Source organism: Bradyrhizobium liaoningense, from assembly GCF_018130955.1.
Lineage (GTDB): Bacteria > Pseudomonadota > Alphaproteobacteria > Rhizobiales > Xanthobacteraceae > Bradyrhizobium > Bradyrhizobium liaoningense_C.
Window position 1 is genome coordinate 136,404 of record NZ_JAFCJM010000013.1, and the last position, 13,086, is coordinate 149,489.

Here is a 13,086-nt window from a genome sequence, read left to right on the forward strand (position 1 = left end):
TTCCCGCTCATTCCGGCATTCCGGCGAGACGATAGGCTTCCTCCAGCTTCGCAAAGTCCTGATCTCTCCATGGAGAGCGCTTTCGTATTCCGGACAGACGATCAGATGGAGAGAGAAGAGCGACTTGCTGCCAAAGTTTTTGTGCAGCTTCCATGTCGCCCAGCATCGCATGACAAGCCATTGCCATGCGCAGGCCCTGCACATAAGTCGGATGATGACGCAACATATTGGCCGCGAACTTGAGCCCCTCCTTATAGTTCCCGAGAAAGAAGTGGGCGAAAGCCAATCCTTCGTTTGCGAAAGCAATGCGGGGATCCAGTGGGCTCAGTCTCAATGCGCGCTGAAGGTAGTCAAGTGCTGTTCGTGGGTCACCCAGGATGGTTTTGGTCCATCCACCCCACATCCATCCCGACATTCCATTTGGATCCAGGCGAATTGCTTCGTTCAGGAGACTGTCGGCCAGTTCGACTTCATTGCTGTTGAAGGTCAGAACCAGTGCTGATCGCGCCAACACCGAAGCATCTTGGCTCTCCAGACGCAAGGCGGTCTTGGCGTAGGTGATGGCTTGAGATCTGTCGGATGCCGGATCGGTACTCCACCCAAAGGCTTTGCGGCTGCTCAACGTCACTGCCAGTGCTGCATGAGCCAGTGCAAACTGCGGATCCAGCGCAATAGCCCTCTCGTAGAGACCAACGGCTCGATTCGTGGCGTCCCTTGTAAATTCGAAATGCGAGGCATCCCCACGCAGATAATAATCATACGCATCAAGATTGCTGGTGGGCTTTCGTTTGGCGCGCTCCATTTCAGCCTGGCTCACGCTTGGGGCGATTGCGCCAGCCACGCTGGCCGCGACCTGGTCCTGCAGGTCGAAGATATCCTCAAGCGCTCCGTCATATCTGTCAGCCCAGAGATGCGAGCCGGAAGCTGCATCTATCAACTGACCGGCGATCCTGACGCGACGACCGGATTTCCGAACGCTTCCCTCCAGAACGTATCGAACCCCTAAATCCCGGGCCACTTGCGTGATCTCGACAGGTCTGCCCTTGAACGCAAAACTGGAGTTCCGGGCAATGACGAAGAGCTGCTTGTTTCGCGAAAGGGCCGTGACAATTTCCTCGACCATGCCGTCCGCAAAATACTCCTGCTCGGGATCACCGCTCAGGTTCTCGAACGGCAGCACGGCGATGGAGGGTTTATCCGGGAGAGCGAGGGCGAGCCTTTTCGGTTCTATCGTGCCATCAGGGACTGCAGCGCCTTTGCGCCCCGGAGCTTCCTGCACTTGTCCGACGAAACGGAAGCCCTTCCGCGGCAATGTCTTGATGAGGCGCTGTTCCCCGCCGGAATCGCCAATCGCGCTCCGGGCAACATTCAGGCGGGTCGTCAGCGCTGCGTCCGAGACGGCGCGTCCTTTCCAGATGGCGTTGATGAGGTCGTCCTTGCTGACGACGCGTTCCCTGTGGCGGATCAAGTAATCGAGCAGGTCGAAAACCTGAGGCGTTGTCGGCACCACGACAGCTCCCAGGAGCAGCTCGCGCCGGTCAGTGTCGAACGTATAGTGCTCGAAGAAATAGAGCACGGGACATTCCCCCGGTTGCCCCTTAAGGCCGCTAGAGCGATGTCTGACGCGAAAACAATAGGCTGCCGGTACGGAAAATGTAAGCCGTTTGCCGAGCGCGCCTCTCCCGCCGCGTCAAACCATCCGCATGACGGAGATTGCGAGGGGCGCATTTCCGATCGGCCTGGCGGGCCGCCTGCCGACATCCTTGCGCGTCGCCGCTGATTTGCGTTGAGGCGTCATATGGTTCGCCGGAATGGCCGTGCGCTTTGCGCGAAACCCAGCTTCTACTGTGCATGGGGTTGTTTTCGAGCTTTTTGCAGGAGGGCGATCCGGCGCGCCGATTGACTCCGCTCGCCCCCTGATTCAAAACGCCCTCAGCCATTCAAAAGAAGAGGAAAAGCCATGGCAGACGCACTCATCATCGACGCATGCAGGACGCCGCGGGGCGTGGGCAAGGCGGGCAAGGGCGCGCTGTCGGGCATCCATCCGCAGCAGTTGGGTGCAACGGTGCTGCGCGCGCTCGCGATGCGCACCGGCATCGACACCGCCGATGTCGACGACATCGTCTGGGGCTGCAGCGCGCAGGTCGCAACGCAAAGCGGCGACCTCGGGCGCATGTCGGCGCTCGATGCCGGCTATGACGTGCGCGCCAGCGCCGTGACGCTCGACCGCTTCTGCGGCTCCGGCATCACCAGCGTCAACATGGCGGCGGCCTCGATCATGGCGGGTGCGGAAGATCTCGTCATCGCCGGCGGCTGCGAGATGATGTCGATGGAGGGACGTCGCGGCGGTGGTCCCATGATGATGGATGGCGGCAATCTGCGCCTGCGCGCAAGACATCCGCAGTCGCATCAGGGCGTCTGCGCGGACGCGATCGCGACCATGGAGGGCATCACCCGGCACGACGTCGATGCGCTTGGCCTCGAGAGCCAGAAGCGCGCGGCGCATGCGATGGCGAACGGCTACTTCAAGAAGAGCCTGGTGCCTGTTCATCGCGAGGACGGCAGCCTCGCGCTCGACCACGAAGAATATCCGCGGCCGCAGACCACGATGGAGGGGCTTTCCGCCCTGAAGCCGGCGTTCCCCGCGATCGCCGACTACGCGCTCGACGACAAGGGCACCACCTATCGCGGCCTGATCCTGCAAAAGTATCCTGATCTGAAGATCGACTTCATGCATCACGCCGGCAACTCGTCGGGAGTGGTCGACGGCGCCGCCGCCATTCTGCTGGCGTCGCCCGCTTACGCGAAGGCGCATGGCCTCAAGGCCCGCGCGCGCGTCGTCGCGATGGCCAATATGGGGGACTCGCCGACCCTGATGCTGAACGCGCCGGTGCCGGCGACCCGCAAGGTGCTGGCGAAGGCGGGGCTGACCATCGACGACATCGACCTGTTCGAGATCAACGAGGCCTTTGCGGTGGTCGCGGAGAAATATATCCGCGACCTCAGGCTCGACCGCGCCAAGGTCAACGTCAATGGCGGCTCGATCGCGCTCGGCCATCCCATCGGTGCGACCGGTTCGATCCTGATCGGCACGGTGCTGGACGAGCTCGAACGGCGCGACCTGAAGCGGGGCCTCGTGACCATGTGCGCCGCCGGCGGCATGGCGCCGGCGATCATCATCGAGCGCGTCTGACCCCTATTTTCAGGGCCTGAAATCGACCGGCCTCCCACAAAGAGGCCGGTCGTCGCTTGTCGAAAGCATGGAATCAGCTTTAGCAAAGGCGTATGCGGGCCTTTGAAACGCGGCAAAAAGCGCTGCTTTGGGCGCCACCCACTCCGGAAGTGGCTAAAAAGCAGGGTTTTTTGTCACAGAGGGGCAAAAAAGCCCGCAAAAATCGCGACAAAACTGTGCAGAAGGCTCTAGGCCTTCAATGGTTGGTCTAATATGCAACCGGCAACGAATCAGAGGAGACACGATGCCAGCCCAAATGTCCAAATCGCAGCTCATCGAGAAGATTGCGACCGCCACCGAGCTTTCCAAGCGCGACGTCAAGAACGTCATGGAGACGCTGACGGATGTCGGCCACAAGGAGCTCAAGAAGAACGGCCTGTTCCTGGTGCCGGGCTTCGCCAAGTTCGTCGTCATCAAGAAGCCCGCGACCAAGGCGCGCAAGGGCACCAACCCGTTCACGGGTGAAGAGATGATGTTCAAGGCCAAGCCGGCCCGCAAGATCGTCCGTGCCCGGCCCGTCAAGGCCGCCAAGGACGCCGTGGCCTAAGGGCTAAAAGCAAAGGCCCCCTTCGCCAAGGAGGGGGCCTTTTGTTTTGGGTGCCGCGAGGGTGAAGCGGAGGGATTAGCCCTTGCGGCGCTTAGGCCGGACCGGGATCGGCACCGGCCGGAGCGCATGCGACGGCATGACGTGCCAATGCCAGAACTGGGCGACCTTGCGGCGCAGCCGCTGAAACGTCTCCAGGTTCATCATCGTCTTGAACAATCCGAACATCAGTAGGACCTCTATCGTCTCGCTGGTCTTCTCATCGTCTGCGCGGGGCTCGCGCCCCGGTTCCCTAGGGCTAAGGAAACGCCCGTATGGCGCGGGCGTCCTTGCTGTGGATCAAGCTTTACGGGAAATATTTCATTCCGCCGCCTCGACCTGCGGTTTGGCCGGCTCGAGCACCGCTGCGACCGCCTCGTCGACGCGTTCCAGCCAAATGAATTCGAGCTTGTCCCGCGCGCTCTGGGGGATGTCGTCGAAATCCCGCTTGTTGCGCGCCGGCAGCATCACCCGCGTCAGGCCGGCGGCGGCTGCCGCCACCACCTTCTCCTTGATGCCGCCCACCGGCAGCACCAGGCCGCGCAGCGAGATTTCGCCGGTCATGGCGGTATCGCTGCGCACCGTGCGGTTGGTCAGGAGCGAGGTCAGCGCCGTGAACATCGCCACCCCCGCGCTCGGTCCGTCCTTCGGGGTCGCACCCGCCGGCACGTGGACGTGGATGTCGCTCTTCTCGAACAGCGACGGATCGATGCCGAGCTGGGTGGCGCGGCTCTTCACCAGCGTCAGCGCAGCCTGCACGCTCTCGCGCATGACCTCGCCGAGCTGGCCGGTCAGGATCATGCTGCCCCTGCCGGGCACGCGCGTCGCCTCGATGAACAGGATGTCGCCGCCGACCGGCGTCCAGGCGAGGCCGGTGGCAACGCCGGGCACGCTGGTGCGGAGCGCAATCTCGCCCTCGAAGCGGGGCTGGCCGAGCACGGTCGCCAGATCCTTCGGCGCGATCACCACCTTCTCGGCGGTGCCCTCGGCGATCTGCACCGCCGCGTGGCGGAGCACCTTGCCGATCTCGCGCTCGAGGTTACGCACGCCGGCTTCCCGCGTGTAGCCCTTGACGACCAGACGCAGCGCCTCCGGCTCGATCTCGGCCTGCTCGGCCGTCAAGCCGTTGGCCTCGAGCTGCCGCCGCACCAGATAGCGCTTGGCGATCTCCAGCTTCTCCTCCTCGGTGTAGCCGGCGAGGCTGATCAGCTCCATGCGGTCCAACAGCGGGCCCGGGATCTGGTCCAGCATGTTGGCGGTCGCGATGAACACCACGCGCGACAGGTCGAAGGGCACGCCGAGATAATTGTCCCGGAACGTCCCGTTCTGCTCGGGGTCGAGCACCTCCAGCATGGCGGCCGAAGGATCGCCCTGCACGCCACGGCCCATCTTGTCGATCTCGTCCAGCATCATCACGCAATTGCGGCTACCCGCCTTCTTGATGCCCTGGATGATGTTGCCGGGCAGCGCGCCGATATAGGTGCGCCGGTGGCCGCGGATCTCGGCCCCGTCATGCACGCCGCCGAGACTGACGCGCACGAAGGGGCGATCCATCGCGCGTGCGATGGACTGGCCGAGCGAGGTCTTGCCGACGCCGGGCGGACCGACGAAGCACAGGATCGGCGCCTTGCCCTGCGGTGCCAGCTTGCGCACGGCCAGATATTCGATGATCCGGCTCTTGATCTTCTCCAGGCCGAAGTGATCGGCATCGAGGATGCGCCGGGCCTCCTTGATGTCGATCGGCTTCTCCTCGGGCAGCGCCCAAGGCAGTTCGATCAGCCAGTCGAGATAGGTGCGGACCATGCCGGCTTCACCGGCCGCCTCGGGCATACGCTCGTAGCGCCGCAACTCTTTCTTGGCGTGAGCCTCCGCCTCGGGCGGCATCTTGGCTTTGGCGATGGCTTCCGTCAGCTCGGCGACCTCGGCCGCCTTGCCGTCGCCTTCGCCGAGCTGGCGCTGGATGGTCGCCATCTGCTCGCGCAAAATCGCCTCTCGCTGGCGCTCGTCGAACGCAGCCTTGGTCTTCTGCCCGATCTCGTTGGAGATGCGCAACACCTCGAGCCGCTCGGCGAGCTGCTTTGACACCTTCTCGACGCGCAAAACGAGGTCGACTGTCTCCAGGATCTCCTGTTTCTCCTGCGGTTTGATGTCCATGGTCGAGGTCGCGAGATCCGCCAGCGCTCCGGGCGCAGTGGTGTTCTGGAACATCGCGATCAATTCGGGCGGCGCCTGCGGCAGCAATTCGATCGCCTCGATGGCCTGGCGTTGCAAATTGAGGAACCGCGCCTCGATCTCCGGCGAGGTCGTGGTCGGCTCCGGAATCTGCTGCACCCGCGCGACCGGGAACGGCGTCCCCGGCAGGAAGTCGAGGATGCGCGCGCGCTGCACGCCCTGGCAGACGATGTGGTGGGTGCCGTCGGGCGCGGTGATGTAGCGCACGATGTTGGCGATGGTCGCCACGCGATAGAGATCGTCCGGACCGGGATCGTCGACGTCAGCGTTGCGTTGCAGGACGATGCCGATCGGCCGCTGCTCGCGCAGCGCCTGTTGGGCAGCCGCAATCGACTTCGGCCGCGCAATCGCAATCGGCCCGATCGCGCCGGGAAACAGCACGAGATCGCGGACGGCGACCATGATCAGCGCGTCCTCGGGGATCTTGGTTTCGGGGGGCGGGGTGGTGTTCATCTGTTCGTTGGTCATGATCGACCTCAGGCGGATTTGGCGAGGCGCAGCGCGACGCAGCCGTCCATCACGAAGCGGCTGATGGCGTAGCGCCCGACGGGCAGGGCAATGCGGCGCTCGAAGCGCCCCTGCGGCAGCTCGAGCCGGTGGATCCGCGCGTTGCGCAGCTCCGGCGGCAGGGTGCGATGGCCGCTGATGACGAGCACGCCGTCATGGATTGCCGTCTCGACATTGTTCGGACCGACGCCGGGGAGCGCGACGAGGATCAAGAGCTCCCGCTCGGTCTCGAGCACGTCGATCGGCGGCTCCCAGCAGGCGTCCTGGCGGCCGAATTGCTGGCGCATCCGGTCGGCGCGGTGGAGTTGATCCAGCGCTTCGGACAGCATCCAGTTCAGGGGATTTTTGGTGGACATGGGCAGGCTCTGGGGTGGGAAAGCCTGCATATGGTACGCCTTGCCGGGAAATCCAGCATGGGCCGGTTGGGTTGGCATGGCTGACCTGCAGGGTCAGGGGCTGGCGCAACAGGCGCCGGCGCCACGCGTGGTGAGCCGCGGCGCCGTCCGTTGTCGTCCAGCGCGGCCGCTAGGCCGCCGCGCGATAGCCCTCTTCCGCCTCGAGATTGATGACGGAAGTTGCAAGCTCGGTCAGCGTGTGATCGGTTGCCTCTTCCTCGTCCAGCGTCTCCTGGAGCAGCCTTGCGGCCTCCGGCATGCCGAGTTCCTCAGCCCAGGTGCGCAGCGTGCCGTAGCGGGATATCTCGTAGTGCTCGACGGACTGCGCGGCGGCGAGCAGGCCCGCATCTAGGGCAGGGGCGTTCTTGAACGCCTTCATGATCCCGGCGCCCTCATCGGTAATGCCCTTGATGGCTTCGCAGGGCTTGCCGCGCGCTGGTTTGTCCAACATTTTGAACACTTGGTCGAGGCGCTTGACCTGACCTTGCGTCTCGCGGAGATGCTTGTTGAAGGCGGCGGCAAGTTCCTTGGAATGCGCGGCCTTGGCCATCTTGGGCAGCGTCTTGATGATCTTGTTCTCGGCGAAATAGATGTCCTTCAGCGTCTCCAGGAACAGGTCCTTCAACATCTTCGGCGCCTGACGCGTACGGCGAACTGCCGTCTTTTTGGTTGCTCGCTTCTTCGCTCGTTTAGCCATAAATCCTCCTCTCGAGGTGCGCAGGAAGGCACCCCCATCCTCAATCCTCACGCGATCAAGATTCTGCGCTGGTAAATGTTCCTCGCGGTCCCCTTAGCGAGCGGCTAAGCATGGGGACGTGCCACTCCATCGAGAAGACGGCCTCTCGCATGCTCGATTTTGCCTTGTCGGCCTTCGTCACCTTGCTGCTCGTGGTCGATCCAGTCGGCCTCGCGCCGGCCTTTTTGGCCGCGACCAGCGGCATGGGCGACAAGGACAAGCGTGCGGTTGCACTGCGCGCGCCGCTGATCGCCTCCTCGATCCTGGTCGTGATCGCGCTGATCGGAAACTGGCTCTTGCGCCAGCTCGGGATCGGCATTCCCGCCTTCGAGATTGCCGGCGGCCTTCTCCTGTTCGGCGTGTCCTACCAGATGATCTTTGGCGACCGGCCGCGGCGCGAGGCGCGCGAGGCCGACAAGGCGCTGTCGGAGCACGCTTCCGACGTCGCCGTGTTTCCGCTGGCCATTCCCATGATGGCCGGCCCCGGCGCGATTGCGACCACGCTGCTGTTGTCGGGCAACGCGGCCGATGCCGGCCGGCTCGCCGTCATTATCGCGATCATCCTCCTGGTGTGCCTGATCTGCGGGCTCTGTTTCGTCTCCGCGAACCTGATCGCGCGGACATTGGGGCGGACCGGCAATGCCGTGCTTTCGCGCCTGCTTGGCATCCTGCTCGCGGCCTATTCGGTGCAGTTCGTCATCAATGGAATCGCAGCCGTGCGGGCCAGCCTGTCATGACGCGGTTCATTCCGTAAGAAATTGATTTCACTGAATAATTATTGACGTCGCTGCGCCGGCAATTCGACCGCAGGCAAGGAAGAACGCTTTTGCTTGCGCTGCCTGAAGGCTTTGCGTACTCCGGGTGACAACAGCGCAAAAAGCGCCGATCGCGAGGACGTCGATCTCAATGACAACAGACGAGCTTGTCCGCCAGCCCAGCGCCGTTCCCGGCATGGCCGCAGCCTGATCGGGCGCCCCGGTGTTCGCGCGGATCAGGCATCTCGTCGATCGCAAGGGATCGAACAAGGCGTCGAACCGGCTCCTGGTCCGCATCCGCGCGCTTTTGCGCAGCAACGAATTCTACCTGATCCCGCTCGCGCTCGTGATCGGCACGCTGGCAGGCGCTGTCGTGACGCTGATGGCCGAGATTGCGCAGATCGCCCATGTCCTGATCTTCGGTATCCCTGTCGATGTCCGGCTGTCGGCCAATGCCGTCGTCAGCCCCTGGGCGGCGCTGGCGGCGCCCGCGCTGGGCGGGCTCGCGCTCGGCATCATGGAGTGGTCGCGGCGGCGGCTAAAAATCTCCGTCGCGGTCGACCCGATCGAGGCCAATGCATTGCGCGGCGGCAGCCTGTCTATGCGCGACAGCATCGTGGTGTCGAGCCAGACGTTGATCTCCAACGGTTGCGGCGCCTCGGTCGGGCTAGAGGCCGGGTACACCCAGATCGGCTCGGGCATCGCCTCGCTGCTCGGTCGGTTCCTCAATCTGCGGCGCAACGATCTTCGCCTGATCGTCGGCTGCGGCGCGGCGGCGGCCATTGCGGCCGCGTTCGGCGCGCCGATCACCGGCGCGTTCTACGCCTGCGAGTTGATCGTCGGCGTCTATTCGGTCGGCAGCGCAGCGCCGATCCTGGCGGCTTCGCTCGCGGGCGCATTGACGGCGCAGTATCTCGGCGGCGCGCCCTATTCGCTCGAAGTGCCGCGGGTGGAGGCGGTTGGGCTCGAGCAATATCTGGCCCTGGTCGGGCTTGCGCTCGTCACCAGCGGCGTCGGCATCGCCGTGATGCGCAGCTCGACGGTGTTCGAGCGGATGTTCGCCTGGCTGCCAGTCTGGATCAGGCCGGTCTTCGGCGGCCTGATCGTCGGCGCCTTCGCGATCCTGACCCCGCAAGTGCTCGCGGCCGGTCACGGCGCGATGGTGCTGGATCTGCACCACGACATGACGATCGCGCTCATTGCCATGATCATCGCATTGAAGCTGACGGCGTGCCTGGTATCGCTGGCGTCGGGCTTCCGCGGCGGCTTGTTTTTCGCCTCGCTGTTCGTGGGCAGCCTGATCGGCAAGTTCTTTGCCGCAGTGCTGCTGCTGGTGAGCCCGAATTTTGCGATCGACCCGCTGGTCGCGATGCTGACGGGCATGGCGACGCTCGGGGTCGCCATCGTCGGCGGTCCCCTGACGATGTCGTTTCTGGTGCTGGAGATGACCCGCAACGTCGATGTCACCGCCGTGGTGCTGGCAGGCTGCATCGTCACCTCGATCTGCGTCCGCTTCATGTTCGGCCATTCGTTCTCGACCTGGCGCCTGCATCTGCGGGGCGAGACCATCCGCAGCGCCAACGACGTCGGCTGGCTGCGCAATCTGACCGTGGAGCGGATGATGCGCGGCGACGTCGGCAAGGTGCCGTCGACCACGACGATCGCGGCTACGCGGCGCGAATTCGTGCTGGGATCGCGGCCCGGCATCGTCGTCGTCAACAACGCCGACGAATATGTCGGCCTCGTCATGCTGCCGGACCTGTTCTCCAGCGATCTCGACACCATCGCCGACGACATCCAGGTGGTCGAGCTGGCCCGCTACACCGACATCGTGCTTCTGCCTGAAATGAACGTGAAGAGTGCCATGGCCGTCTTCGACGAGGCGGAAGCGGAAATGCTGGCGGTGGTCGAATCCGCCGATAGCCGCAAGGTGGTCGGCTTCCTCAACGAGTCTTTCGCCCGCCGCCGCTATGTCGAGGAGATCGACAAGGCGACGCGCGGCGTGCTGGGCGCGCTGTCGTAGGAGCGCGGTTCCGGGGTGGGTCTGCCCAGCCGCTGTCGCCATCCGGCCCCATACTTTCCACGATGTGGTCTTGCTTCGGCCGAACTGCGTTGGGGAGTATCAGCCAAGCGCAAATGCGACGGGATGCCCTCATGCGGGCGACATTGGGCTGGGGCAAGGAGCGCCAATGGATTCCGCACCGAACCCGACGCCAATTGATCAGCGTCATGCCCTGTCCGCGCGTGCGGACGACGAGCTCGTTCACGCCTATGAAAAGATCAGGAGCGCGGATGAACAACTCGCGCGTGCCAATGAAACGCTGTCGAGGCTGGAGCGCGAAGACGCGCGCCGCCGGCAGTCGCGCGGCAGGCCGGCGCTGCGCGGCCTGATCGGCTTGGTGTTAGCAGCTTGCATCAGCGCCGCCGCTCTTGTCTCGCAATCGTCCTATGGCGATACGGCCAGGCTGAAGATTGCCGGTTGGGCACCGCTGCGCGCTGCGACGCCTTCGCAAGCGCAAGCAGAGCCGGTACCTGCCGTGCAGCCAAGCCAGGCTGCTGCTCAGGTCGCCCAGGCGGAGCCAGCGCCGCAACAACCAGCACCTTCTGCTCAGGCCCCATCGGAAGCTATCGCGCCGCCCGTAACCACGGCCTCCCCCGATCTGACGGAGTTGCTCCAGAAGATGGCGCGCGATCTCGCAAGGCTTGAACAGGGCATCGAGCAGCTCAAGGCGAACGAGGAGCAATTGAAGGCGCAGCAGGAGCAAATGGCCCACGACAACGCGAAGACCGCCGAGGAGTTGAAGGCGAGCCAGGAGCAAATCGCGCGCCTTGTTACCAGCACTCCTGACAAGATTTCTGAAAAGACTCCCGACCAGGCTCCCCAGCAGAGCCCGCAACCCAAGACGGCAGCGTCGCCGGTGCCATCGCCACGCCCGGTTGCTGCGTCGGCGCGCAAGCCGGCGTCGACGCTTCCGTCGCCGCAAGCCAGAGTGCAGCGACCGGCGCCAGTACAGTTGCAGTCCGCTCGACAGTAGTCGCTATCGGCGGTGCATGTGGTTTCGCGTGGACGGGTGCTCGTCGTTGGCCGCACCTTGAACTTCGCAAGGCGCGCAAATCGCCAAAAGTTCCCCGCACGGCGCAAATGTCGCAGGCCGCCGGCCATGGTTGACGTTCATCGACCAGACAGGTGACATGCGCTATGAGATGCGGAAGTCCATGGAGATGCAGATGTCGATGCGCAAGGGATTGATCTCTCCGGCCGGGCGGAACGCCGCCTTGGCCGCATTCGCCGGCCTCGTCCTCGTAACCGCAGCCTCGCCCTCGGTCGCAGCTTCGGGCCCGTTGGCGCCAAAGGCCGCCTCCGCGGCAGCTGCGTCCTCCGATGCCACCGATTTCAGTGCCGTCCGCCGCCGCTATTACCGGCGCGGCCCGAGCGCGGCTGGCCTTGCGATCATGGGCGCAGGGATGGGCCTGATCGCCGGTGCCATCGCCGAGAGTCGCCGGCAGGAGTATTACGAGAACCAATACTATTATGGTGGTCCCGGCTACTATGGTGGCGGCCCCGCTTATTATGGCGGCGGACCGTACTACGGCGGACCGCGCTACTATCAGCCGTACTAGAGGCGCGTCGTCGGACAAATCCGTGCCCCGGACGCAGCGGAGCAACGCTTGGGGCGTTGCTGCTTGTCCGGGACACGAGAGGAGTTTCGCGATCGCCGTTACGGCGGTGCCACTACCATCGCCACGATCCGCCGGACCAGCGGCAGGACCATGAGCAGCGTGGGAAACGCGACCAGCCAGGACAGGCCCATGCGACCGGCCAGGTCGACAGGAATTCCGGCGTGGCACCCAGGCTCTTCAGCGTCGAAATCATCGATACGACAGCCGTCATCAGTACGGACAGCACGAAGGGCATGACGACCGGCGCATAGCGCGCCGGCAGCTTGCGAAAGACAGGCATTGGACTTCTCGATGGAATGAACAGGTCGATCACGTGGGCTTCGAAGACGAGCAGCGGTCCCGACCATGTCGGTAGATGCGTTGCTTCACGTGAGACGCTTACGGCGCTGGAATAGCGGCAGGTGTTCCATAGCGACGCGGTGCCGGCAGCGCAAGCCGAAACGAGCCGCGATGGTTATGATCGTTCGAGAACGACATTTTGCGAAAGCCCGTGCCACCACGAAGCAATTTTCGGCTAAATATTCAGCAGGCCTGCGCGCGCCTGCCGATAGACTTCGACCGGTCGATCCGATTGAATGACGGGGGACCACGGTTGAGCGATGCCGATGTGGAGAATTGTACCAGCCCTGCTGCTGCTGGCTTCGCCGGCCATAGCGCAAGTAAAGCCGGCTCCGAAAAGCATGGCTGCGCGCACCGAACCCTGTGCGCCGATCGGGCGCACCGCCGACGGCAAGCTGGTCTACTCCATGAAGTGTGAGAGCATCCCGACGCCGCCTGCGCCTCCGCCTTTGCCGCCGCAGGCCGAGGTGAAGGAGGCGCCGACGGCCGAGCCCGAGCCGGAGGTGCGGCGCAGCGGAATTTTTGGCTGGTCCTACGACCGCAGGTGAGCGGCCGCGCCCCTTGCGCAGGGCCCGCTGGAGTGCTCTTTGCTTGAATGTTCCCCTTGGAGGGCCGAAACCCTCCGA

Annotated in this window: 12 protein-coding genes and 1 pseudogene; 7 read left to right on the forward strand and 6 right to left on the reverse strand. The window is 64.1% G+C overall.

What is annotated here, in order from left to right:
* Positions 1-7: 7 nt before the first annotated feature.
* Positions 8-1,576, reverse strand: coding sequence for a winged helix-turn-helix domain-containing protein (locus tag JQ632_RS13810; protein ID WP_212402876.1), 1,569 nt, complete (start codon positions 1,574-1,576; stop codon positions 8-10).
* 384 nt (positions 1,577-1,960) lie between these two features.
* Between JQ632_RS13810 and JQ632_RS13815 the strand changes: the two genes are divergently transcribed.
* Complete coding sequence (locus JQ632_RS13815; RefSeq protein ID WP_212402877.1) at positions 1,961-3,193, forward strand: acetyl-CoA C-acetyltransferase; 1,233 nt, start codon at positions 1,961-1,963, stop codon at positions 3,191-3,193.
* A 283-nt stretch (positions 3,194-3,476) separates the two neighbouring features.
* On the forward strand, positions 3,477-3,779 hold the full coding sequence (locus tag JQ632_RS13820; RefSeq protein WP_140976245.1) for an HU family DNA-binding protein: 303 nt from the start codon (positions 3,477-3,479) through the stop codon (positions 3,777-3,779).
* Positions 3,780-3,854: 75 nt separating this feature from the next.
* Here the strand turns inward: JQ632_RS13820 and JQ632_RS13825 are convergent, their stop codons facing one another.
* The 4 genes from JQ632_RS13825 to JQ632_RS13840 form a co-directional block, all read right to left on the reverse strand.
* Entirely contained in the window at positions 3,855-4,004 is a 150-nt protein-coding gene (locus tag JQ632_RS13825; protein ID WP_212402878.1) for a hypothetical protein, read from the reverse strand.
* Between the two features lie 132 nt (positions 4,005-4,136).
* Positions 4,137-6,515, reverse strand: a complete 2,379-nt coding sequence (gene lon, locus JQ632_RS13830; RefSeq protein ID WP_212402879.1) for an endopeptidase La — start codon at positions 6,513-6,515, stop codon at positions 4,137-4,139.
* An 8-nt stretch (positions 6,516-6,523) separates the two neighbouring features.
* On the reverse strand, positions 6,524-6,910 hold the full coding sequence (locus JQ632_RS13835) for an Hsp20/alpha crystallin family protein (RefSeq protein WP_212402880.1): 387 nt from the start codon (positions 6,908-6,910) through the stop codon (positions 6,524-6,526).
* 169 nt (positions 6,911-7,079) lie between these two features.
* Entirely contained in the window at positions 7,080-7,646 is a 567-nt protein-coding gene (locus tag JQ632_RS13840; RefSeq protein WP_212402881.1) for a ferritin-like domain-containing protein, read from the reverse strand.
* 149 nt (positions 7,647-7,795) lie between these two features.
* Between JQ632_RS13840 and JQ632_RS13845 the strand changes: the two genes are divergently transcribed.
* The 4 genes from JQ632_RS13845 (at position 7,796) to JQ632_RS13860 (ending at position 12,061) form a co-directional block, all read left to right on the forward strand.
* Positions 7,796-8,422 (forward strand): MarC family protein, encoded by a 627-nt coding sequence (locus JQ632_RS13845; RefSeq protein WP_212402882.1) that lies wholly within the window; start codon positions 7,796-7,798, stop codon positions 8,420-8,422.
* Positions 8,423-8,663: 241 nt separating this feature from the next.
* Positions 8,664-10,463 (forward strand): chloride channel protein, encoded by a 1,800-nt coding sequence (locus JQ632_RS13850; RefSeq protein ID WP_212402883.1) that lies wholly within the window; start codon positions 8,664-8,666, stop codon positions 10,461-10,463.
* A gap of 166 nt (positions 10,464-10,629) precedes the next feature.
* Positions 10,630-11,475 carry a hypothetical protein gene (locus JQ632_RS13855; protein WP_212402884.1) on the forward strand — a complete coding sequence of 282 codons (846 nt, stop codon included), beginning with the start codon at positions 10,630-10,632 and terminating at the stop codon, positions 11,473-11,475.
* Positions 11,476-11,674: 199 nt separating this feature from the next.
* Positions 11,675-12,061, forward strand: a complete 387-nt coding sequence (locus tag JQ632_RS13860; protein ID WP_409363484.1) for a hypothetical protein — start codon at positions 11,675-11,677, stop codon at positions 12,059-12,061.
* A gap of 98 nt (positions 12,062-12,159) precedes the next feature.
* On the opposite strand, the pseudogene JQ632_RS13865 reads toward JQ632_RS13860, so the two are convergent.
* A pseudogene (locus JQ632_RS13865) lies at positions 12,160-12,401 on the reverse strand (DUF2798 domain-containing protein).
* 325 nt (positions 12,402-12,726) lie between these two features.
* On the opposite strand from JQ632_RS13865, the gene JQ632_RS13870 reads away from it, so the two are divergent.
* Positions 12,727-13,008, forward strand: a complete 282-nt coding sequence (locus JQ632_RS13870; protein ID WP_212402886.1) for a hypothetical protein — start codon at positions 12,727-12,729, stop codon at positions 13,006-13,008.
* Positions 13,009-13,086 lie beyond the last annotated feature (78 nt).